The organism is Vibrio harveyi NBRC 15634 = ATCC 14126 = KCTC 12724 (assembly GCF_001591145.1).
GTDB lineage: Bacteria > Pseudomonadota > Gammaproteobacteria > Enterobacterales > Vibrionaceae > Vibrio > Vibrio harveyi.
On record NZ_BCUF01000020.1, the window covers coordinates 1 to 23,157 of the forward strand.

General features: G+C 44.6%; 22 protein-coding genes. 7 read left to right on the forward strand and 15 right to left on the reverse strand.

The window, feature by feature from the left end; translation table 11 throughout:
- Positions 1-126: 126 nt before the first annotated feature.
- The 3 genes from VHA02S_RS11920 to aroG form a co-directional block, all read right to left on the reverse strand.
- Positions 127-1,689 carry a methyl-accepting chemotaxis protein gene (locus VHA02S_RS11920; protein WP_009696364.1) on the reverse strand — a complete coding sequence of 521 codons (1,563 nt, stop codon included), beginning with the start codon at positions 1,687-1,689 and terminating at the stop codon, positions 127-129.
- A gap of 221 nt (positions 1,690-1,910) precedes the next feature.
- A complete protein-coding gene (locus VHA02S_RS11925; RefSeq protein ID WP_038899195.1) occupies positions 1,911-3,083 on the reverse strand; it encodes an MFS transporter in 1,173 nt (390 codons plus the stop codon).
- A 168-nt stretch (positions 3,084-3,251) separates the two neighbouring features.
- Complete coding sequence (gene aroG, locus VHA02S_RS11930; protein WP_009696367.1) at positions 3,252-4,304, reverse strand: 3-deoxy-7-phosphoheptulonate synthase AroG; 1,053 nt, start codon at positions 4,302-4,304, stop codon at positions 3,252-3,254.
- Positions 4,305-4,780: 476 nt separating this feature from the next.
- Here aroG and VHA02S_RS11935 point away from each other — a divergent pair, with 476 nt between their 5' ends.
- Positions 4,781-5,764, forward strand: coding sequence for an OmpA family protein (locus VHA02S_RS11935; protein WP_005452383.1), 984 nt, complete (start codon positions 4,781-4,783; stop codon positions 5,762-5,764).
- Between the two features lie 522 nt (positions 5,765-6,286).
- Here the strand turns inward: VHA02S_RS11935 and cyoE are convergent.
- The 4 genes from cyoE to VHA02S_RS11955 are packed head-to-tail and all read right to left on the reverse strand — an operon-like array spanning position 6,287 to position 9,520.
- A complete protein-coding gene (gene cyoE, locus VHA02S_RS11940; RefSeq protein WP_005452385.1) occupies positions 6,287-7,195 on the reverse strand; it encodes a heme o synthase in 909 nt (302 codons plus the stop codon).
- Complete coding sequence (locus tag VHA02S_RS11945; protein WP_017190761.1) at positions 7,188-8,207, reverse strand: COX15/CtaA family protein; 1,020 nt, start codon at positions 8,205-8,207, stop codon at positions 7,188-7,190. Before VHA02S_RS11945 ends, cyoE begins: the two co-directional genes overlap by 8 nt.
- A 12-nt stretch (positions 8,208-8,219) precedes the next feature.
- The gene (locus VHA02S_RS11950) at positions 8,220-8,756 is read right to left on the reverse strand and encodes a redox-active disulfide-containing membrane protein (protein ID WP_009696370.1); all 537 of its coding nucleotides are present in this window, start codon (positions 8,754-8,756) and stop codon (positions 8,220-8,222) included.
- Positions 8,753-9,520, reverse strand: coding sequence for an SURF1 family protein (locus tag VHA02S_RS11955; protein ID WP_005452391.1), 768 nt, complete (start codon positions 9,518-9,520; stop codon positions 8,753-8,755). Before VHA02S_RS11955 ends, VHA02S_RS11950 begins: the two co-directional genes overlap by 4 nt.
- On the opposite strand from VHA02S_RS11955, the gene VHA02S_RS11960 reads away from it, so the two are divergent.
- A complete protein-coding gene (locus VHA02S_RS11960) occupies positions 9,519-9,755 on the forward strand; it encodes a DUF2909 family protein (protein ID WP_005452392.1) in 237 nt (78 codons plus the stop codon). The two genes, VHA02S_RS11955 and VHA02S_RS11960, sit on opposite strands and share 2 nt — an antisense overlap.
- Before the next feature lie 2 nt (positions 9,756-9,757).
- Here the strand turns inward: VHA02S_RS11960 and VHA02S_RS11965 are convergent, their stop codons facing one another.
- Genes VHA02S_RS11965 through coxB form a run of 4 tightly spaced genes read right to left on the reverse strand, consistent with a single transcriptional unit; the run spans position 9,758 to position 14,081 of the window.
- Positions 9,758-10,642 (reverse strand): cytochrome c oxidase subunit 3, encoded by an 885-nt coding sequence (locus VHA02S_RS11965; RefSeq protein WP_005452393.1) that lies wholly within the window; start codon positions 10,640-10,642, stop codon positions 9,758-9,760.
- Positions 10,643-10,653: 11 nt separating this feature from the next.
- Entirely contained in the window at positions 10,654-11,259 is a 606-nt protein-coding gene (locus tag VHA02S_RS11970; RefSeq protein WP_017190764.1) for a cytochrome c oxidase assembly protein, read from the reverse strand.
- A gap of 21 nt (positions 11,260-11,280) precedes the next feature.
- A complete protein-coding gene (ctaD, locus tag VHA02S_RS11975) occupies positions 11,281-12,921 on the reverse strand; it encodes a cytochrome c oxidase subunit I (RefSeq protein ID WP_005452395.1) in 1,641 nt (546 codons plus the stop codon).
- Positions 12,918-14,081: a cytochrome c oxidase subunit II gene (gene coxB / locus VHA02S_RS11980; protein ID WP_038899194.1), complete on the reverse strand. Its 1,164-nt coding sequence runs from the start codon at positions 14,079-14,081 to the stop codon at positions 12,918-12,920. Before coxB ends, ctaD begins: the two co-directional genes overlap by 4 nt.
- Positions 14,082-14,411: 330 nt before the next feature.
- Here coxB and VHA02S_RS11985 point away from each other — a divergent pair, with 330 nt between their 5' ends.
- Positions 14,412-16,106 (forward strand): phospho-sugar mutase, encoded by a 1,695-nt coding sequence (locus VHA02S_RS11985; protein WP_038899193.1) that lies wholly within the window; start codon positions 14,412-14,414, stop codon positions 16,104-16,106.
- Between the two features lie 87 nt (positions 16,107-16,193).
- Here the strand turns inward: VHA02S_RS11985 and VHA02S_RS11990 are convergent, their stop codons facing one another.
- Both VHA02S_RS11990 and VHA02S_RS11995 read right to left on the reverse strand, forming a co-directional pair.
- The gene (locus VHA02S_RS11990; RefSeq protein ID WP_038899192.1) at positions 16,194-16,613 is read right to left on the reverse strand and encodes a GNAT family N-acetyltransferase; all 420 of its coding nucleotides are present in this window, start codon (positions 16,611-16,613) and stop codon (positions 16,194-16,196) included.
- A gap of 88 nt (positions 16,614-16,701) precedes the next feature.
- The gene (locus VHA02S_RS11995; RefSeq protein WP_038899191.1) at positions 16,702-17,334 is read right to left on the reverse strand and encodes a LysE family translocator; all 633 of its coding nucleotides are present in this window, start codon (positions 17,332-17,334) and stop codon (positions 16,702-16,704) included.
- Between the two features lie 250 nt (positions 17,335-17,584).
- Here VHA02S_RS11995 and VHA02S_RS12000 point away from each other — a divergent pair, with 250 nt between their 5' ends.
- The 3 genes from VHA02S_RS12000 (at position 17,585) to VHA02S_RS12010 (ending at position 19,535) form a co-directional block, all read left to right on the forward strand.
- Entirely contained in the window at positions 17,585-18,412 is an 828-nt protein-coding gene (locus VHA02S_RS12000) for an AraC family transcriptional regulator (protein ID WP_038899190.1), read from the forward strand.
- 71 nt (positions 18,413-18,483) lie between these two features.
- Positions 18,484-19,227, forward strand: a complete 744-nt coding sequence (locus VHA02S_RS12005) for an AzlC family ABC transporter permease (protein ID WP_038899189.1) — start codon at positions 18,484-18,486, stop codon at positions 19,225-19,227.
- Positions 19,224-19,535 (forward strand): AzlD domain-containing protein, encoded by a 312-nt coding sequence (locus VHA02S_RS12010; RefSeq protein ID WP_009696378.1) that lies wholly within the window; start codon positions 19,224-19,226, stop codon positions 19,533-19,535. The genes VHA02S_RS12005 and VHA02S_RS12010 overlap by 4 nt, the downstream gene beginning before the upstream one ends.
- A gap of 8 nt (positions 19,536-19,543) precedes the next feature.
- On the opposite strand, the gene VHA02S_RS12015 is transcribed toward VHA02S_RS12010, so the two are convergent.
- Positions 19,544-20,158, reverse strand: a complete 615-nt coding sequence (locus tag VHA02S_RS12015; RefSeq protein WP_017818634.1) for a fumarylacetoacetate hydrolase family protein — start codon at positions 20,156-20,158, stop codon at positions 19,544-19,546.
- 204 nt (positions 20,159-20,362) lie between these two features.
- Positions 20,363-21,454 carry a porin gene (locus VHA02S_RS12020; protein ID WP_038899188.1) on the reverse strand — a complete coding sequence of 364 codons (1,092 nt, stop codon included), beginning with the start codon at positions 21,452-21,454 and terminating at the stop codon, positions 20,363-20,365.
- A 564-nt stretch (positions 21,455-22,018) separates the two neighbouring features.
- On the opposite strand from VHA02S_RS12020, the gene VHA02S_RS12025 reads away from it, so the two are divergent.
- Positions 22,019-22,987 (forward strand): porin, encoded by a 969-nt coding sequence (locus tag VHA02S_RS12025; RefSeq protein ID WP_009696380.1) that lies wholly within the window; start codon positions 22,019-22,021, stop codon positions 22,985-22,987.
- Positions 22,988-23,157 lie beyond the last annotated feature (170 nt).

Sequence of the window (23,157 nt, forward strand, 5' to 3'; positions counted from 1 at the left end):
GCTAGCTTAATCGCTTAGTATTATCAGTTTTCTCTATTGCGAATTTGAAAACTGAAAAGCCCCGCTTCGGCGGGGCTTTATTTTATCTAATCATTTTTCAACAACGATTCAGCTAACTGGTTGGAATCACTTCTCTTCAAACTGAATAGCTAGTCGATAGAAATCTTGGACTTGCTCTTTCAACTGCTTACTGTTTTGCTCTACAGAATGTGTTGCCGCTAAGTTCTGCTCTGCTGTCGAAGCAATAGAATGAATGTGCTGATTTACGTCGCTAGAAAGCTGCAACTGCTTATTAGCAGAGTCCGCGACATTCACCATCAAACCACTCATGGTTTGCATCATCTGCTCGACTTCAGATAATCGCAATGCACTTTGCTCTGCAACATTTGAACAAGTGTCCGTTTGTTCTTTGTTGGCAATAATGTCTTTCTGCCAACCTTGAATCGTTGTAAGCATGGTTTCAATGGATGCTTTAATTTGCTCAGTCGCATTCGAAGTACGCCCTGAGAGCGCTCTTACTTCATCAGCAACAACAGCAAAACCACGACCTTGTTCACCCGCTCGCGCAGCTTCAATTGCAGCATTAAGTGCTAGCAGATTAGTTTGGTCGGCAATCCCGCCAATCTCTTCCATTAATTGGCTTACCTTTTGCGCTTGATCGCTCAATTGATAGGTCGTTTCCGTCGCTTTCTCAGCTTGTAAGCTAAGTTGCGCTAAGTTGGTATGAGTTTGGTCGATGGTCTCTTTCGCCATCAGACATGACTGCAGCGTATCGTCTATCAGTAGATGCGCGTCGTTAGTGCTGGATGAAACTGAATTTGCAGACGCTTCCATCGACTCTGTCGCATCGCGAACTTGCCGAATGTCTATGTTCTGCTGAGTTAGCGCTGATGAAACTTCTGCCGTCGTGCTGCTAAGCTCTTCCGCGCAACTTTGTAAAGGCAGAGCTGAGTCCGTCATACGTCCTAACACGGTGCGAATACGGGCAGAGAGCATCTTGATATGGAAATCTGCAATCGAGAATGGTTTATTTCCGGAATACACCAGACGACTTACACTGTCGTACTGCGCTTGTAACCTTTTAAATTGCAGAGGCGTATCAACAAGTTCCTGGCGGAAGAGAACAGCTAAAACACCTGCCGGTAACAATGTCGTTAACCAAGCAAGAGGACCTTCAAGTGACAGAGCCAAGCTCGTTACTGGTGCTACTAACGCACCAAGAAGAATTGCATAGCGCAAGGTGTCATTTAACTTCAACGCCCACGCTCGACCGGATTTCTCTGCTTTTAGAAGCCCTTGGTACGCTTTAGAAGCGATATCCACCCACTCTCGCTTGGGCTTAACACGAACCGATTGATAACCCACAACTTGATGGCCTTCATAAATTGGAGTTACGTAAGCATCGACCCAATAGTAACCACCCGACTTCGTACTGTTTTTTACAATTCCGCGCCACGCTTTACCTTGTTTTAGGCGAGCCCACATATCACCAAAAGCGGCTTTGGGCATATCTCCGTGGCGAACGATATTGTGGTTTTGTCCGAGCAGTTCATCGTGACTGTATTCAGCAATTCTGCAAAACGCATCATTGCAATAAGTGATAACACCTTTGAGATCGGTGGTGGAGACCAGTTCGTCAGAATCTCCTACGAGGTTTTCTTGAGCTTTATTGGAAGTTGAGGCTGACATAGATGAGACTTCTATAGTTTTTATTAAATTGCGACAGGATATATACACGATTGTTATATTTATTACAAAATGCTAGAGAAAAAATCTTACCGATGCGACATTTAAAGCCCAAAAAACTCACTTAGATAACAATAATTAATCAATAATGTTACGGGGTGTGAGCTGATAGACAAAAAAGACCCAGCCTTAATAGCTGGGTCTTATAAAATTTTGAACTCAGTTTATGCAATTTGAGATTCAGAATTATTATTCGTTTTAACAATAAAGATTGCCATCACCAATAAGACAAAAGGTAAGACGTACAAATTCAAATTTTGCCACCCTACTGTCGACTCCAACCAACCAGACAAAAGTGCAGTAATGGTGACGCAACTAAATACGAAGAACTCGTTGAACGCCTGCGCTTTGCTTTTATTTTTCACTTCATAGCTCTGACTAAACAAACTGGTTGCGGCAATGAACATAAAATTCCATCCAACACCAAGTAAGATCAACGCCGTACTGAAGTGCCATATAGATAACCCATGCATGTTAATTGCTATGCACGCGATGAACAGCACACCACCAGCTAAAATCATTTTCTTTGCACCGAATAGTTCAATTAACCGACCAGTAAAAAAAGCAGGCACAAACATGCCCAATACATGCCATTCAATAACCCCAGCAGCTCTTGTGAAATCAAACCCACAGCCAATCATGGCTAACGGTGTCGCTGTCATTAGTATATTCATCACGGCATAGGCAACCATCGCTGCTAACACCGCAATCATAAAGTTAGGACGATAAATAATGTTCTTGAGAGAGTCTGGTTTTGCATAGCAATTTTGCGTATGCGCCGCTGGAAATCGTATCGTCTGTAGTAAAACTAATGCCGTTATATACAAGACAATGAGTACAGCAAAAGCACTAATATAAAACCCATCTGTCGACCACTTTTGCGAATAGATAGCGAGGTTTGGTCCCAAAACGGCAGCTAGCACGCCACCTGCCATAGAAATCGAGATCGCTCGATGCCGTGCTGATTCATCACACACTTCTATCGCAGCAAATCGATATAAAGTACCAAAGCCAATCCCTACCCCTAGCAAAAAGGTGGAAGCACAAAACAAAGTAAAGTTTTGCAGAGATAGCGCATAGGTTGCCAACGACGCTCCAGCTATACCTATGATGTTACCTAAGCTAAAACCCAGACGGCGTCCCAGCTTTCCCATAATTAAGGACGCCGGGATCGTCGCAGACATTAATCCGAGAAACTGCAACGCTACTGGCAAAGTGATCATGCTTGAAGAAGGCGCAATTTGTTTACCGATAAGCGCAATGACAGAAATCAGAAGTATGTTTCCCGTCATCAATAAGGCTTGGCAAAGTGATAATAGCCAGACGTTTCTATTCATCTCATTCCTTGAGTGTTTTTTAATCTACCCAGACACCTTAACGGATTTAAGGCTAAAACACATGGGTTATGTGCGACAGGTTAAGCCATGACATAGCTAACTACTCTCTACTTAAACTAAAAAAGCCAGCGAGAAGCTGGCTTTTTGTGAGTGTTATTCGCTCAATTTTTATTTGGCACGACGCGCTTTTACTGCGTCGGATAGCTGACGTAGAACTGTTTCCGTATCTTCCCAGCCGATACATGCATCAGTAATCGATTGACCGTAAGTTGAAACTTTGCCATCAACCAAGTCTTGACGACCTTCAACAAGATGCGACTCAATCATCACACCGAAAATAGCATCTTCACCGCCAGAAATTTGCTCTGACACATCATCAGAAACTAACATTTGGCGTTTAAATTGCTTAGAGCTGTTCGCGTGGCTGAAGTCGATCATCACTTTCTTAGGCAGACCGGCAGCATCCAGCTCATCCTTAATTTGACCTACATGAGATGCGCTATAGTTTGGCTCCTTACCACCACGCAGAATAATGTGGCAATCAGGGTTACCTGCCGTTTCAACGATAGCAGAATGACCGTACTTAGTGACTGACAAGAAATGGTGAGATGCGCTTGCCGAACGGATTGCATCACTTGCGATCTTGATGTTGCCATCTGTACCGTTTTTAAAGCCAACAGGGCAAGACAGACCAGACGCAAGCTCACGGTGAACCTGAGACTCTGTTGTACGAGCACCAATCGCCCCCCAACTGATCAGGTCGGCAACGTATTGCGGCGTGATCATATCTAGAAACTCGCTTGCCGTTGGAAGCCCCATATCAGTTAGATCAAGCAGAAGCTTACGTCCAATGCGAAGACCGTCGTTAAGTTTGTAAGTATCGTTTAGGTATGGGTCATTAATCAGACCTTTCCAACCTACCGTAGTACGTGGTTTTTCAAAGTAAACGCGCATCACAACTTCTAGTTGCTCACCGAGTTCATCACGAAGTACTTTCAGTTTTTTACCGTACTCTACCGCCGCCTCTGGGTCATGAATAGAACATGGACCAACAATCACTAGTAGGCGATCGTCTTTACCTTCAAGAATATTGTGGATGGCGTTACGACATTCAAAAGTAGTTGTGGAAGCAGTTTCGGTCGCCGGAAATTTTTCAAGCACTGCAACAGGTGGCAATAGCTCTTTTACTTTATTAATTCTTACATCATCAGTTTGAAACATTACTTCTACTTCCTAATTACTATCCAAGTCCCACTATTTTGCCCAAACTTTACTCACTGCAACATTGTTCACAAAGCAAGCAATAGTAAGGGCTGTGGGCTCATTTAATCGTGTCAATGCAAGTAACTTATCGACTTCGCCGACCGCTTGCAATCACTTTTTTTAAAAAAATGCAAATTAACTACTAACGTTCAAAACAAAACACAGCGTAAATTTTTATGTACACGGAAAGTTCAAAATTATCATATATTTTCCTGTAACTTTGAAAATCTTGTCTACAATGTAAGAAATATCAGAAGTTTGTGAGGTATTTGGCGACGAAAAGTGTAGCAAGATCTAAGATATTGTTGCTTGATGTTAATTTAAATGAATATTAAACTTATTTCTTATTAAACTAATTTCTTATAACTACCTAGTTTTACTCAAGTTGTAAAAACAAAGTAGAAACTAATATGCAATCAATACAAGGAAACATTATGAACAAAGTAGCAATTGCAGTAGCAGCAGTGGTAGCTGGTGGTTTAATTAACTCTGCTCAAGCTGAAATGTATATCGGGGGCAAAGTGGGCATGACTACGCTAGATGATGCTTGCTATTTAAACAGCCCTTGTGATGATGATGCTTTCGGTGCCGGAATGCACATCGGTTACGACTTTACCGATATCATTGGCCTTGAGTACGGTGTTGATTACTTAGGTGACTACGAAGCTAATTTCAAGTCAGGGGCTAATACAGTAAATACGATCGACGGTGATCTTTGGGCATTAACGCTTGCGCCTAAATTCAACTGGCATCTAAACGATACGTGGAACCTATTCGCGAAAATCGGTGGTGCTTACATGATTTCGGGTGACGAAAAAGATTTCGTTCCTACAGGCTCGCTTGGTGCTGAATACACTATCGATAGAAACTGGAGTGTTCGTGCTGAATACCAACGTTACCAAGATATCTCTGATGATGTCCTAGATGATATGGATGCAAACTTCTTTGGTATCGGTGTTAACTACAAGTTCGCAGCAGCACCTGTTGTTGCAGCAGTAGTAACAGAAGAAGTGGTTGCGGAGCCAGAACCAGTAATGATGACGAAGACGCACAAAGAAGAGTACGGTACAGGTACGTTTGAATTCGACAGTGCGAAGCTAACTGATTCAGTATCTGAGCGTCTAGACAACTTCGTAAACTTCTTGAACGAGTACCCACAAGCTCAAGTTGAAATCACTGGTTACACAGATAGCTCTGGTCCAGCAGCTTACAACCAAAAACTGTCTGAGCGTCGTGCTCAATCTGTTGCGGATTACCTAATCGCAGCAGGCATCGATGCAGACCGCTTCACAGTTACTGGTATGGGTGAAGAAAACCCAGTTGCAGACAACAGCACTCACGAAGGTCGCGAGAAGAACCGTCGTGTTGAAGTTGTCGTACCTGAGTTCCAATACGAAGAATTGGTACAACCAGAATAAGAGTTCCCGCTCTAATCTAGTCTAAGGGGTGCTTCGGCATCCCTTTTTGTTTGCTTCAGCTTTACCCTTCACTCTTTATCAAACTCATTCAGTTTCTCTGTTCGCCCTTCTCCATCCTATCTGGTTCCGACTCTTATACTAAAGGCGACCTGATGGTACGCTCGATTAAATATTTGATTTCAAGTTTGGTGAAAAGTAGCAGTTTTCTCAAAGACTCATAGTTCATCGCTCTTGGTTCCAAAACCAATATACCCAAATGATTCCACGACGCCGAATTCAGAGCATTGTCATCGCTCCCTTGATTACCGAAAGTAAGTAAGGAAAACAAGGTCGTGTCATAGCCGGTTCTTTCCATGTTGTTTGACACAGTAATCGGGTCAATCACACGCTCCCGAAGGACGAGTTGACTGGGGTATAAACATTATTGGGAACGACAGCAGCAGACCCTAGTATTGCGCCGTACAAACAAAAACTGCACCGGAGTTCGGTGCAGTTGTGAGCTTGCCCTTGTGTGGCTCTAGATCATAAAAACACACCAATATAGTGATCCACCAATAACGCAACAAACAGCGCCAATAAGTGATAGATGGAGAATTTAAACGTTTCCATTGCGCTATTTAATTCCGGTGAAAACTTTAACTTCCACGCGTGATACATAAAGCCAGCATTGAGGAGCAATGAAGAGAATAAATATACAGAGCCGACCATCCCCACCAGCACAGGCAAAATACAGACAAGCGTGAGTAGAATCGTATACAAAAGAATTGATGTCTTGGTGTACTCAATGCCATGAGTGACTGGAAGCATTGGGATATCCACTTTGCGATAGTCTTCGACACGGTGAATTGCGAGCGCCCAGAAATGTGGCGGCGTCCAAATAAAAATAATCATTACCAATAGCCAAGCATGCGCGTGTAACTCTCCAGTTACCGCCGTCCAACCGAGTAGTGGCGGCATTGCGCCTGCAATCCCTGCAATCACAATATTCTGCGGGGTTGCTCGCTTAAGATACATGGTATAAACCACCGCATAACCTAACAAGCTTAAGAAGGTCATCCATGCCGTCAGTGGGTTGACCAATGCATGAAGCAACACAAACCCAATTCCCCCCAGAGCAGTAGCAAAAATCGCAACAGACAAAGGGTTAGTATCACCGGAAGGCAAAGGTCGCTTGTGCGTGCGAGCCATTCGCGCATCAATACGGCGATCAATCAGGTGATTAAACGCTGCAGCAGAGCCTGCCATTAGGCCGATACCAGTAAGACCAATGGCAGCTTGTAACCAAGGAAAGTCAGCAACCGGAGCTAAGCTCATCCCAACAATAGCCGTAATTAACATAAGAGCGACGACTTTTGGCTTTGTTAGTTTTAAATAGGTTGACCCAATCTTTCTCTTACCACTTTCTAGAGGTAGCGCGATCTCTTTACTCATAGCGAACTCCTTTCGCTTGATGACCCCAACAAGCTTTACCCTGCCATAGGTAGAACTGACTAACGCAAATAAGTGTAAGCATAATGGCAGCACCGAGGTTGTGTGCCACCGCAACATAAATAGGGAGCTGGAACACAACGTTACTCACGCCCAATAAGATCTGACATACCAAGGTGAATCCAATCCAGATACCGAGGCGTTGGGAATGATGTGAATCTTGTTTTAATAGTAAGATGCAGTAAATCAACACCACGCATGCGGTAATAATGGCACCAATACGGTGGCTCACATGAATAGTCATTCTGGCAGGGTAATCTAGGACACCGAACTCATAGTTATCAAAACCTGTCTGCCAAAACGAAAATGCCTCTTTCCAAGACAAATAGCTTGTCCAGTTACCTTCACATATTGGCAAAGTGGTACACATTAATGCGGCATAATTTGATGATGTCCATCCGCCAAGCAACACCTGCAACAACACCACACCAAAAGCCATCAAAGAGAACGTTCTCACGCTCTTGGAAGAAGGAGAAAAGTAGAGGCTGTTTTTAGATTGTAATTGGCAGTAGAACAGCGCTTGAAGTGCAAGCAACGTAAAGCCGCCAAGTAGATGAAGCATAACGATCACTGGCATCAGCTTTAACGTTACCGTCCACATTCCTAATGCCGCTTGGCCCAAAACAAGAACGCAAAGCAAAACCGGAATTGTCGGATCAACTCGCTCTGCTCTCACCGCCATGATTGCCATCATCAGAATGACTAAGCCTAAAGTTCCAGCGAAGTAACGATGAATCATCTCTAACCACGCTTTTCCTTGCTCCACTGCTCGCTCCGGAAACAGAGCATTTGCCTTAGTAACTTCAGCTTCAGTTTGGGGTACAAATAACTGACCATAGCAACCAGGCCAATCTGGACATCCCAACCCCGCATCAGCCAAGCGTGTATATGCTCCCAACATAATGACTACAAGAGTAAGACACAGGCTGAACTTAACCAAACGACTTAACGTCATATTGCACTCTCCCTAGCCTACGCGTGATAACTTCAATAGCTTTCGTAAGTCCGCCAATACATCTTTACTTAACCGCACCAAATCCTCGTTGGCTTCTGGCGTATAGGACATAACTAGTTGCCCGAGAGGGTCGACGATCAACATCTGCCCTGCTTTCACTCTCGATGACAACGAATCATTCATTTGCATCACCACAATGCTCTGGGCAACATTATTGGTCTCTTCCGAAGTCCAGATAACTGGCACCACACGCTCCTGATATTTACCTAATGCAATGTGGCTTTGTTGCATCAAATGTATTTGTTGTTGGCACTGTTCTTTACACTCCGGAGGCAACACGTACGCTAATTGCCAACCTTTTTCGTCTAATGGTGATGGCTGACCTAATTGTTCGAGCGTGATATATGGCTCAACCAATTCACCTCGATTGGTTACCCCCGTTTCGTACCAACCTTGACTCAATACAACCTTGGCAATAATCGCGGGGAGCGCAAATAGACAAATCAGAGACACCAATACAATTCGTCCTTTCGTGACTGCATTTGTCATTTCTCACCTCCTTGTGAGCGTGGTTGTCGAATCCAACGAATAAAAATCAGGATTGTGATAAACAAAAATACGCCAGACATAGCAAACCATTGAAAAGAATAACCAAAGTGCTTTGCACTGGTTAACGGTAAGGGATTCCAAGGAAATGGGTAAGACCATTGCGTTAGATTGTCAGGTTGAATGACCGTAGGCATTAACTCAATATTAAGCAGTTGGCTAAGTTGATTAATGTTGAGGTTTTGCACTCTTATCGTATCGCCCATTTCAGCCATTAGGTCTGAACTTAGTGGATTAGTAGATTTACGATACAAACGCCCTGTGATGTCATATGGCGTTGTCAGATATTCAACCTTCGGAAGTACGGCTCTGGATCTTTTCCCCTTCACAAATCCAAGTTCAAGCAGCGTCAGAGTCGCAGGATCATGAGACATCGATACGATTTGAAACGCTAGGTAACCCACTTCACCCTGATAGGTCTGGTTATCTAATAAAATAATTGGGAGTGATTCAGGCGTCACATTTGCTTTTACTTTAATCCCTATAACACTTTCTTCTCGCCAATCGTTCTTTTCCAGTACTTCAGATATGTCCTGATAAGAGGTATTTTCCCTTGCTAAAATCGCTTGTTCCAAACGCTGCTTTTCATTACCACGTTCCAATTGCCAAAAGCCCAGTTTGACCAACAGAGAAAACACAGCCACAGTTAAAAAGACAGCAACCCAAACCCATTTCGATAATATCGACGACGAAACCGGAGGTGCCATGTCCACCGTATTTCTGTTTAAGTTAACGCTTGTCCTTTTGCTGCTTTTCATCATCTTTAACCTCGCAAAAGCGCTTATCGAAATGGTTCGCGAAGACCCAGAGGATTCATCGAAGAAAGGCAAACCAATGAGCCACTATCTCGGTCGTCGTGTCATGTTTTCTGCGTTAGTCGTGATTCTCCTTCTCGTAGCGTTAGGGGCAGGATGGATAGCCCCAAATCCTCGTCCTTACTAGCTTTACAGCACATAAACGAAAACAAATAAGCATAGCCAAACCACGTCAACGAAGTGCCAATACCAACTGCCAGCTTGGAATGCGAAATGGTCTTTCGGAGAAAAGTGGTCCTTGGCGATGCGGAATAACAGCACAATGAGGAAAATGGTACCGAGACAAACGTGCAAACCGTGAAAGCCCGTGAGCATAAAGAAGGTATTACCGTAAATACCGGACTGCAACGTCAGCCCAATATCTTGATAAGCGTGTGCATATTCAACGGCTTGGTAATAGAGGAAGAAGCCCGCCAAGACGATGGTGATTTCCAACCAGACAATCAGTGCAGTTCGTTTATCTTGCTCTAAACTGATGTGTGCCATATGTAATGTAATCGATGACAATAGCAGCAAGATGGTGTTGGTTAATGGGATACCCTGCCAAGGCATTGCTTGGGTCGTATCACCACCCGGCGTGGTGGTGAGTGGCCAGATTGCTTCGAAACTCGGCCACAATACCTCATGTGTCATTAAGTTATTATCTGCACCACCTAACCAAGGCACGGAAATCATTCTTGCGTAGAAAAGAGCACCAAAAAAAGCACCAAAGAACATCACTTCCGAAAAGATGAACCAGCTCATCCCTTGTCGAAATGAACGCGTAATTTGCGCACTGTACTTTCCGGTAAGAGACTCTGTGATGACGTTGCTGAACCACCCTGCCAGCATATAGAGCAAAAACAACATACCAATGGCGAGAATGATGCCGCCTAACGTACCAACTGCACCATCACTTTGAGTACCTTGAACGGTCATTCCGGCACCGACAGCAACGAGGAACAGCGCAAAAGCTCCTACGATTGGCCAACTGCTTTGTGCGGGAACATAATAGGTCTCAGGCTTGTTACTCATAAGTTCTCTCCTTACAGACGCGCTTTGGTTTGCGGCGTTAAGGTCTGTTTCTCGCTCCCTGAGAGGCTAGCTGTTGAAGACTCGCCCGATTGAGGAGGAAATTTGTAGAGTGTGTAAGACAAGGTCAACGTATGAATTGAATCCGGCACATCCGGCTCAATGTAGAAAATCAAAGGCATACTCGCTTGCTGCTTACCTTCCAATGGCTGTTGATTAAAGCAAAAACACTCGATTTTATTGAAGTAAGCTGCACCAGTACCCGGCGATACGGATGGCACAGCTTGCCCTACCAAATCTTCACCGCTCTGATTAAAAGCAAGATATTCGGTTTGAATCACTTCACCAGGGTGAACATCCATAAAAACGACTTTTGGTTTGAACTCCCAAGGCATGTCCGGGCTAACGTGCGCCATAAATTCCACACGAATCGTTCTGGTAATATCCGCCTGCATACCCGTCGGTTGAATTGCGGCCACATCACTGGTTTTACCATTAATGCCCAATGCATCGCACATGATGTCGTAGAGTGGCACAAGAGCAAAACCGAAGCCGAACATCAGCGCTGTCGCTAGCAGCAACTTGATAGTGAGTCTCTTATTGGATGAATTACTTGGCATCTCACTCACCTCACTCTTCGGTTAATCGACTTTTGGCGGAGTTGTGAATGTATGATGTGGGGCTGGGCTAGGTACCGTCCACTCTAAACCCTCTGCACGTTCCCAAGGTTTTGCCGTTGCTTTTTCACCACCACGAATACATTTGATGACTAGCCACAGAAAGATCAATTGAGACAGACCGAAGGCAAAGCCACCTATCGATACGATTTGGTTAACGTCGGCAAACTGGATAGCGTAATCAGGAATGCGTCTTGGCATCCCTGCTAAGCCCAAGAAATGCATTGGGAAGAACAACACATTGACCGAAATGATTGAACACCAGAAGTGCCATAGACTCAGCTTGTGGTCATACATATTGCCTGTCCACTTCGGTAGCCAGTAATACGCCGCTGCCATAATCGAAAACACCGCACCGGATACCAAGACATAATGGAAATGCGCAACAACAAAGTAAGTGTCATGGTATTGGAAATCCGCAGGTACAATCGCCAACATCAAGCCTGAGAAGCCACCTATTGTAAATAAGACAATAAAAGCAATGGCAAACAACATCGGTGTCTCAAACGTCATTGCGCCCCGCCACATAGTCGCCACCCAGTTAAATACTTTCACGCCAGTTGGCACTGCAATCAACATGGTGCAGTACATAAAGAAGAGTTCGGCGAATACTGGCATCCCCGTCGTAAACATATGGTGTGCCCACACTAGGAATGACAGTAGTGCAATACTGCAGGTTGCGTAAACCATCGAATGATAGCCGAACAGTTTCTTGCCACTGAAAGCCGGAATGATTGCCGAGATAATCCCGAACGAAGGCAGGATCATGATGTATACCTCAGGGTGACCAAAGAACCAGAAGATGTGTTGGAACATCACAGGGTCACCGCCACCAGCGGCATCAAAGAAACTTGTACCAAAGTATTTGTCGGTCAGAACCATGGTGACCGCACCGGCTAATACGGGCATAACCGCGATCAACAAGAACGCCGTGATTAACCAAGTCCAAACAAACATTGGTAGCTTGAACCAAGTCATGCCTGGTGCACGCATGTTTACGATAGTCACGATAACGTTGATGGCACCCATAATGGAACTGATACCCATGATATGGACTGAGAAAACAAACAACGCCGTACTATCAGGACCATAAGTTGTGGAAAGCGGCGCATAAAAAGTCCAACCGAAATCAGGACCACCACCCGGTAAGAACAAAGAGCCGATCAAAATGAGGAACGCAAAAGGTAAGATCCAAAAACTCAAGTTGTTCATCCGTGGTAAAGCCATATCTGGAGCGCCAATCATCATTGGAATCATCCAGTTGGCTAAACCAGTAAACGCTGGCATGACGGCACCAAACACCATCACTAGTCCATGTACGGTCGTCATTTGGTTAAAGAACTGAGGGTCCACCAATTGCAGACCCGGTTGGAATAGCTCAGCACGGATGATCATCGCCATCGCACCGCCAGTGAGGAACATAGCAAAGCTAAACCATAAATAAAGCGTACCGATGTCTTTATGGCTGGTGGAATAAAGCCAACGCGCTAGCCCTTTTGGTGCGTGATGATGATCGTGGTCGTCTTCAATCGCAATGGTCGTGTTTGCAGTAGTTTGCGCTTCAGCAGGAGCAGACTTCACCGCTTTTTCAATTGGCTTACTCATATTTCCTCCTTGGCACTGTCTTGTGCCTTAAAGGCGTTAACATCGGATGCTTGAACGGTATCGCCAGTATCATTTCCCCAAGCATTACGTTGATAGGTAATTACAGCGGCAATTTCTTGATCGCTTAGTTGGTTAGCAAAAGCTTGCATGGCGGTGCCAGCTCGACCGTTCACCAATACATCGATGTGAGCAACAACCGGACCTTTGGCTATCTCGCTGCCTTTGATTGCCGGGAACGCGCCCGGAATGCCTTCGCCGTTCGCTTGATGGCACACAGCACAACGCGCGGTGTAAACCGACTCGCCTTGTCCCATCAAATCTTCCATTGAACGGTCTTGCGTCAATGCTTCTTGGGCAGCCGCCTTTTGTAAGGCAATTTCTTGTTTCTTGTCTGCCATCCACTGGTCGAAATCATCTTCCGCCATCGCATGAACAACAACTGGCATGAAACCATGCGCTCGACCACAAAGCTCCGCGCACTGACCACGATATACACCCGGTTCATCAATCTTGGTCCAAGCCTCATTAATGAAACCAGGGATCGTATCTTTCTTAACAGCGAAATCAGGTACCCACCAAGAGTGAATTACGTCATCAGAAGTCATTAAGAAGCGAACTTTACGGTTGATAGGCAAAACCAGCGGGTTATCCACTTCGAGCAAGTAGTGCGCCCCTTTCGCTTCGATGCCATCGATTTCTTTCTGGCTGGTAGCAAGTAGGCTGAAAAATTCGACATCCTCGCCGAAATAACTGTAGTGCCACTTCCATTGAGAGCCGGTGATCTTCACAGTAAGGTCAGATTGGCTGGTGTCTTCCATCGCCACCAGCGTTTTGGTCGCAGGAATCGCCATAGCGATAAGAATAATGACCGGAATAACGGTCCAGATGATCTCCACTTTAGTGCTTTCGTGGAAATTAGCGGCAACTGCCCCTTTTGACTTGCGATGTTTGAAGATGGAATAGAACATCACACCGAATACAACAAAAGCGATAGCGCAACAAATGTAGAAGATCAGCATATGTAATTCATACACTTGCTCACTGATCCCCGTAACACCTCGCGTCATGTTGTAATCACTCTGCTCTGACCAACTGGACGAAGAAAACGTGATAAAAATCACATTCGTTAATAAGGCTAGAGTAGTTGCTAATCTTTTCAAAAGATCTCTCCTCTGCTCAGCCGCTGCGCTTGCGCGAGCTTCCTTGCTTCCCGATGCAAATATCGAACAAATTTACGAAAAATCACAAAAACTACGATTTCAGCACTCTTTGTTATATTTATGTTAAAAGGCTAGTTATAGTTCAATAGTTCTTCAAGAAATTAACTGTGAATAAATTCCGTACAGACTGAAAAATAAATTCGGTTTATCGATTGCCCTCTTTGAAATGTAATTGAGAATCATTTACATTAATTAAAAGAAAACATTGGGACGCTTTTAAGCAAAGAAGTGTCTAAACAAGTAGGCTCCCCCTACTAAGGAAAGACGAATATGACAGCACAAATTACTCAATGGCTAGCACGAGACCCAGATCCAAAAACTCGTGAAGAGCTTCAACACCTAGTCGATACAAATAACGAACAAGAACTGACAGATCGATTTGGTTCACGCTTAGCATTTGGTACTGCAGGTCTGCGCGGTAAAGTCGGTGCGGGTCCAAATCGCATGAACCGTTTAGTGATTCAAGAGACGGCAACAGGTCTCGGTCACTATCTGATTGAACAAGTGAAAGACGCATCATCTCGCGGTGTTGTTATTGGCTACGATGGTCGCCCAGATTCTAAACAGTTCGCACACGATACAGCTTCTGTACTTACTGCTTTGGGCATCAAGGTTTACCTAACCTATAAAGTAGCAGCAACGCCAATTGTTGCTTTTGGTGTTCGTGAATTAAATGCAGCAGCAGCTGTGGTTGTTACCGCAAGCCATAACCCGCCTGAGTATAACGGCTTTAAAGTGTACTGGGAAAATGGCGCGCAAATCATTCCACCGCACGATTCTGGTATTGCTGCAAAAATCGATGAAGCAACAACAAAACCGCTTCCTCTGATGTCACTGGACGATGCAAAACAAAAAGGTTTGTTAGTTTGGCTTGAAGACGAGTACTACCAAACCTATCGCAAAACAATGAACGACAATGCCCTGCTAACACCGGACAGCAACACAAATATCTCGATTGTTTACACGGCAATGCACGGTGTCGGTGCGGACATGGCAGAAACGTTGCTCGCAGACGCTGGCTTTAAAAAAGTCGCAAGCGTTCCAGAACAGCGTGAACCGGACGGTACGTTCCCTACCGTAAACTTCCCGAATCCTGAAGAAGCAGGCGCAATGGACATGGTGATGGCACTGGGTAAATCTGTCGATGCGGACATTGCTTGCGCGAACGATCCTGATGCAGACCGTTTTGCTGTGGCTGTAAAACGCCCAGATGGCGAATATCAGATGCTAACAGGTGACCAAGTGGGTTCATTGTTTGGTGACTACTTACTGCAAGGTCAACCAAATGCGCTTGTTGGGAATACCATTGTGTCTTCTCGTCTATTGAGCAGTATTGCGAAAGCACACGGCGCAGAATACTACCAAACGTTAACTGGCTTTAAATGGCTAACTAACGTAGCAATGACACAAGAAACTGAAGCGAACCCATTCCTATTCGCTTACGAAGAAGCACTAGGCTACACAGTAGGTAATAAGGTATGGGATAAAGATGGTTTGTCAGCACTGGTCGCTTTCTCTCAATTGACAGGTAAATTGAAAGCACAAGGCAAAACGCTGTGGGATAAGTTAGAAGAACTATACCGCCAACACGGTTTCTACTTCAACGCGCAGCGCAGCATTGCACTTGACCCTAAATCACCACCAATCGGTGACAAACTTCGCGCAAACCCACCGAAAGAGATTGCGGGTAAACGTATCGAAGTGATTGAAGATCTGAAGTCATCACTTCGCTTTGTGACCGATGGTCCAACAGAAGCGATTAACTTGCCAGCAAGTGACGTACTGGTTTACCACTTAGAAGACAAATCACGTGTGATTGTTCGCCCTTCTGGTACTGAGCCGAAGTTGAAGTGTTACTACGAAGTGATCAGCGAGTTCCCGGCAGAGATGGATTACGCGCAAGCTAACCAAGCAGCGGAAGCGAAAATGAACGCACTTATCGAAGCGCATCAACAAAGCTTGTAATTCGAGTTTGAAACATCGATTCTTTGACAGCTACAAATAGCAAAAGAGGCGCATCGAGCGCCTCTTTTTTATGCAATTCAAACCAACTCAAGCAATCTGTTTTTGCAGGAAATGTTTATCAATGCCTGCTGCTGGGTAGCCTGAATATTGCCCGACTTTTTCAAAACCCAATTTCAAGTAAAAATCGAGCGCTTGAAAGCTATAGGTATCGAGATACAAATGCGTGACTCCACGCGGTTTCACTTGCTCTTCCAGTAGAGCGAACAGCTTGCTTCCTAATCCCGAAGTGCGTGCCTCTGCATCAACCCACAGGTATTCAACAAACACGGTGTTATTAAACATTTCTCCCGTGAGTCCGCCAACAACCTTACCCTCGTCATTACGAGCAAAACAGCCAATGGCGTCTACGTCCCCATCCGGTAGATGCATGTTGTTATAAGCTCGGATGCCATCACGGATAAAATCGAGATCGTTTTGTTCTGGATTGAGTTTAAATTCAAGTTTCATACTGCCACTCCTTGGAAATCAGAGTGATACTAAAACAAAAAGCCAGCGAGTGCTGGCTTTTGTTCAAAAATCTGATTGTTCCTACACACTACATCACGAAGCTACTGAGCATCCACACCGCAAGGATAACGAACACCAAGCCCATTAGCTTACCTTGGTACATGCGGAATTTATCGTTTTCCAGCAACCCTTTGCCTAATGTCCCCGCCAATGCAACTAACAAAATATTGAATAGCAAGCCTAATACGTTTAGCAGCAAACCAAGCGCGAGCATTTGCTCACCTGACGATGCGGTAATGTTGCTAGAGACAAACTGAGGTAAAAACATCACGAAAAACACCAAGGCTTTCGGGTTCAGCAGATTACTCATCAAAGCGCGTTGATAGTAAGTCGATGCCATCTTGTTTTTCTGGTCAAGTTCTGGTGCAACAGAAGCGTCCGCTCGTAGACAGTCCCAGCCCATTTTGAGCAAGTACGCGCCCCCCAGTAGATGAAGCACTTTTAACGCGATTGGGCTCATGGCAATCAAGGTCGACACGCCCATTGCTGCCAATAAGGTTAAGATCACACCGGATGTCGCGTTGCCCAAGCTCGCAAACAGACCAACTTTCTTACCATAGCTCATGCTAGAGCTGGCAATCAGCAGCATGTCAGGTCCAGGTAACAAAAGAAGTGCTACAACAGCAGTGAGATAAACAGGGAGTACAGATAAATCGATCATGGTGGAACTGGCTTTCTAAAACAGGCGGCGGATCTTATACCAATGAATAGATAACAACCAGACCAAATATCTTTCCACGAAGCAATATTCAGAAAATACAAAAGGTTTAATGCTCAATTTAAAAACAATTAACCTTTTTGATGTTTATTTTTAATACCAATAGCAATTTTGTACAAAAATAAGCAGGATGGATCCGGTAGACTCCAAATGATGTGGTGCTACTGTTTACGCTTGAGCTATTTGGACCGAGATGAAAGAAAAGAATAAGGAAATCGCGACTTTTAAGATTGCTCAAGAGTTGGGCGGGTTAGAGCTGCTCGATGCAAAATACGAAAAACAAAACTTCTCTCGCCATAGCCATGAAGGCTACACCATTGGTGTGATTGAAAAAGGCGCACAGCAATTCTTTCGTACCGGTGGCAACCACATTGCACCGCAAGACAGTATCATTCTTGTAAACGCTGATGAGGTGCATAATGGTCACTCAGCGTCAGAAGGTGGCTGGGAATACAAAGCCATGTATCCCGTACCTGAGCAGTTTCAAACGCTTGGGGAAGAACTTGGCGCACCCAATGTCGCTCAGCCCTACTTCCCGCAGCCCGTCGTTTACGATCCAGAGCTCGCGAATCAACTGCGATTAGTGTTCGATACTCTCGAGAAATCCGATAACCGCTTATTAAGAGAGACACTTGTCTACGGCACACTGATCAAACTTGCCAGCAAGCACAGTACACATCGAGCTCCCCTTAAAGATACGACAAAAGCGCAAAGGCAATTGCACCTGGTCAAAGAATTTCTTGAAGACTTTTCTCAAACCGATGTCTCTTTAGAAGAACTTGCGAAGTTAGCAGGGTTGAGCCCCTTCCACCTGTTGCGTGAGTTTCAAAAGCAGTTTGGCTTTCCGCCGCACGCGTTTCAGATTCAACAAAGGCTAAGAATGGCGAAAAAGCTGCTCAAGCTAGGACAAAAGATTTCCGATGTTGCTCAAGAATGTGGTTTTCACGACCAAAGCCACTTGCATCGTCATTTTAAAAAAGCCATGGGGGTAACGCCCGGGCAGTACATCAAGCACTGTTAGCAATTTTGTACAAGGCAGCATGCTTAGGTCAGCCTACCTTAACAGCATGTTTTTCTATTCAAGTTGAAGTTATGGATACTACTTTGCCAACTCATCAAGACTCAAAATTCTCACTCTTTTTACAAGGTACCATCGCAATGATGCCATTAAGCATCGCCGTACTGCCTTGGGGATTACTTGCGGGCTCATTTGCCATCGATACTGGCTTACACCCGCTGGAAGGTCAGGCGCTTTCCGCCATTCTGTTTGCTGGCTCCGCACAACTTGTTGCCATGGGCATGATTAAAGCTGGTGCAGGCTTAACCACCATGTTGCTGACGACCTTTTTCATTACCTCCCGCCATTTTCTTTATAGTGTTTCGATGCGCAGTAAAATTTCGCCATTGCCCTTAAAGTGGCGTCTTTCACTTGGCTTCTTACTCACTGATGAGCTATTTGCCATCGTCGGGCACCAATCCGATAAGCAATTTGATCGATGGTACGCCCTTGGCGCTGGATTAAGCTTCTACTTATTTTGGAACTTCGCAACACTTGCTGGCATCGTCGCTGGCAGTTTGATACCTGAATTGAATGAGATCGGATTGGAATTTGCCGTTGCTGCCACCTTTATCGCGATTGTGGTGCCAACGATAAAAAGCATTCCCGTGCTATGCAGTGTATTGGTAGCATTAGTTAGCTCAGTGACGCTGAATTATTACCAAGTGGAAGGAAGCTTGATGTTCGCGAGTATTCTCGCCATGTTGACGGGCTATTTGGTCGAACAGTTTACGACGAAAGCCTCAAACATTGAGAATACACCGGAGGAACGCCAATGATCTTTTTGTCTATCTTAGCCATGACAGCCTTGGTATTCACTAGCCGTTATCTATTTCTCGAACCAAAATTGCCGCTTAAATTGGGGGTAAGAACTCAAAAGATATTAAGCTACGCAAGCCCTGCCGTGCTCACCGCGATCTGGGCTCCTATCGTGTTTATGCCAGAAGGTGAACTGAGCGTCACATGGCAAAACCCATTTCTATTGGCTGCCCTATTAGCTGCTGCGATTGCATACCTCACAAAGAATGTATTGCTCACCACCATCGTAAGTATGGTCGCGTTTTTACTGCTTCGAATTTGGCTATAAGCTCGCGACTAAACAGCCAACCATTCAATCTCTAATAAGGTGATGTCTCCACACTTCAAACGTCCAAGGAAGACATCGCCTTGATGCACTTCACCCACGCCCTTTGGTGTCCCTGTCATCACGATATCGCCATCTTCTAGCGTTGTGTAGCTCTTCAACTCATCGAGAATGTTCATCGGTGGGTAAAGCATTTGCTTAACATGCCCTTTTTGAACATGAACACAGTTAATCAAAAGCTCTAAGTTGAGATCGTCAATATCGACACCTTGAAGAGAACGGAAACGGCTGAATACCGCTGAGCCATCAAACGCTTTGGCACGTTCCCAAGGTAATCCTTTTTCTTTGAGGTTAGATTGTAAACCGCGTTTGGTCAGATCTAAGCCGAGCCCAACCGCGCAGTATTGACCGTTTTTGATCACAAAGCAGATTTCGGCTTCGTAATGCAAAGGCTCTTGATGGAATGAGGTGAGTTTGGTTGAAACGGAAGTCGCCGGTTTATTGAACACTACCATTTGCTCTGGTACGGCATTATCTAGCTCTTGAATATGCTCAACGTAATTACGCCCGACACACAGAACTTTGCCGACTTTGATTTTCTTCTCTTCAACCTGAACGACGCTCATTGCTCTTCCCTGCAAAACAAAAAACGCATAATAATCCAACACGTTACGTTGTTGACACTAGTTCTCGTTTCGAGGTGTTAAAAACAAGACATTCAGCCCGTTTTGAGTGAATCATCACTAAATTGAACTTCGACAAGGCAAGAACCACAGACAAAAAAAAGCCAGCACGAAGCTGGCTTCCATAGTAACTAGGACAGGTTACTATTATAGGTAGTAACGAGCACCAAGTGCCCATTTGTCATCTGTTTTACGATCGTTTGCATCGTTTAGGTCGAACTGGTAACCAGCGTAGCCAACAAACTTAGGAGTGAAGTTGTATTCAGCTTGTACCGCCATCTCTTCACGAGCTGTTTCAGTTGAGCTAGCTTTAGTTGCTTTACCTTCAACCATTTCGTAGTTGATACTTAGGTTTAGGCTGCTTGGAAGTGCGTAAGCTAGTAGCGCTTCGTACGCATCGCTCTCAACTAGACGTTGTGAACCGTTAAAGTTCATGTATTCATTTGAACCGTATACTGCAGCAACGTATAGACCTTGACCGTAAGAACCGTAAGATGCAGATACTAGGTGTGATTCAGCCGTTTCTTTCTTTGGTGCAGCGGCAGATGCAGTGATGTCACCAGTGTTGTAGGTGTAGCCTACTTTTGCCCCTAGCACTGAGTAAGTAAGAGCAAGTTGTACGCGGTCACCGTAGTTGTTACCAGCGTACTGAGTTTCGTAAATTGGGTTGCCACTACCGTCATCAACAATTACTTCATCTACGCTTGATTGATCGTTGCTACCTTGCCAACCTAGACCAAAACCAATAGAGCCCGCTTCACCTAGTTCGATAGCGTTACGGTAAGAAAGCATCTTGTCCGCACGACCTGTACCTAGGTTACCGTGATCGTCGTAGATAAAGTCGTTCGCAAACGCGATTGGCATATCAGCAACGCCAGCTACATCGTAGTAAGGTGCCCACTGAGTACCACCAACTGCACGACCGTAAACATCGTGAGTTAGACCTAGGTAACCAAGACGAGTAGTAAATGTTTCGTCACCACCATCTAGGTAGTTAAGAGCCCATTCACCGCGAGCGTCAGCAGTAAAGCCGTTGCCTAGATCCTGAGTTGCTGTGAAGTTGATACGTGGAGAGTTAGTACCTACATCAGTGTCACCTTGCTCTGAACCGTTCACGTTAATAGATACGTGACCGCCAACAGAGAACGTTGTGCCATCGTTGTTGTAAAGCTCCACTGCTACTGCTTGTGTACCGAATGTTGCTGCTGCGATCGCTGCTGCTAGGAATTTTTTGTTCATTATAAAATCCATGTATTTATTCATTAGTTTATAAGTCAGTTTTATACAAAAGTAGATTGGGGCATCTTCTCCACCAATGTGCGTCACTTTTGATTAACAACTGCCAATCAATGTATTTCAGAAGTTCCCCAGAGCAGAGTGAAAAGATGTAATAAAAAAGAAAAATCGCAAACGTTTACCTTTTTTCTTTATACAAATTCTGAAAAATACACCCAAATTGGAAACAAATGTTTACATGTAACAACAAAAAATCCAGCTAAATCATTGTTAAAACAAACAATGAAAATTCAAACATGAAATCTTGAATTACAATTCGAGAAGAAAAAAATGATTAGGATCTTTTTTAAAAGTATGTCGTTCGGTAGTCATTAGAAAAACATGAAAAAACATAAAACCCCCTTTTTCTCTTATTTTCATAAATAAGAAGGCATTCATACATTTGAAATAAATATGCAAACAAATCATAACTTAATAGAAATCTATCTTTAATTTTCTCGGTTTACCTTAGCGTCATCAATACATCGAGCAAGAAAGCTCATCGATTACAACTAGGGTAATAAGAAAATGAAAAAGGCAGCACTAACTACTGCAGTGTTAACAGCATTGGTATCAGCACCATCTTTTGCGGCGACAGTGTACAAAGATGGCGGCACTGAATTGAAGGTTGGCGGTCGCGTCGAGTTTCGTGGTGACTTTATTGGTTCAGGCGGTGCTGAAGTAGACGGTTCTATGGAAGATAAGTCACGTGCGCGTCTAAACCTAAAAGGTAAGGCTGACATCGGTAACGGTCTGTCTGCATTTGGTGTTTACGAAGCGGAACAAAAAACCGGTAAGAGCGAATTTAAAAACCGCTACATGTACGCAGGAGTAAGTGCAGATGCAGGTAGCTTCTCTGTAGGTCGTCAAGACATGGCTGCCGTTATCATCTCAGACATGACGGATATCACCGAGTTTTCTGGCGTTCAGCAAGTCATTGACTCATCTTCGGATAAGCAAGATAGCGTTTTCGCTTACCGTGGTGAATTCGATGCTCTACAAGTTCAAGCCACTTACCAAGCTAACTCCGAGGATAGCCAAGATAAATACGGCATTTCTGGTCTTTACTCTCTACCAATCGGTCTTGACCTAGGTCTTGCATACTCAGGCGGTGATGTAGACAAAGACAATTCAGAAGACCAAATCCTTGGTGGTATCGCTTACTCACTGGATAACCTCTACCTTGCAGGTACGTACTCACAAGGTGCACTGACAGATTCTGAAGACTTTACCGCTTATGAGCTAGTTGCAAGCTACAAGATCGCAAGTAAGTTTACCGTCGCTGGTCTTTACACTTTCCAAGAAAACGATCCAAATGGCGCTGCAAAGTACGATGCAGTTGAAGGTTTTGAGCTTGTGGGATACTACAAACTGAATAGCAACTTCCGCACTTACCTTTCTTACTACATGAACCAACTTGATGAAGCGAAAGACGCGGAAGGTAAAGTAACCGAAGGCGAAGATACACTTCGCCTTGGCGTACGCTACGACTTCTAACTGCGGCTTCTACCCAAGCCAGCATCGCAGCAAGTTTTTGACCGGCACTCCGTGTCGGTCATTTTCTATTTATTGAGATAAGACCGACAGCTTTTCTACTTAAACCTAACTGCCCTCTTTTAATGCATTTACTCCCGAAGTTAGTGCAATTCCTCTAGTAGCCGTTAGAC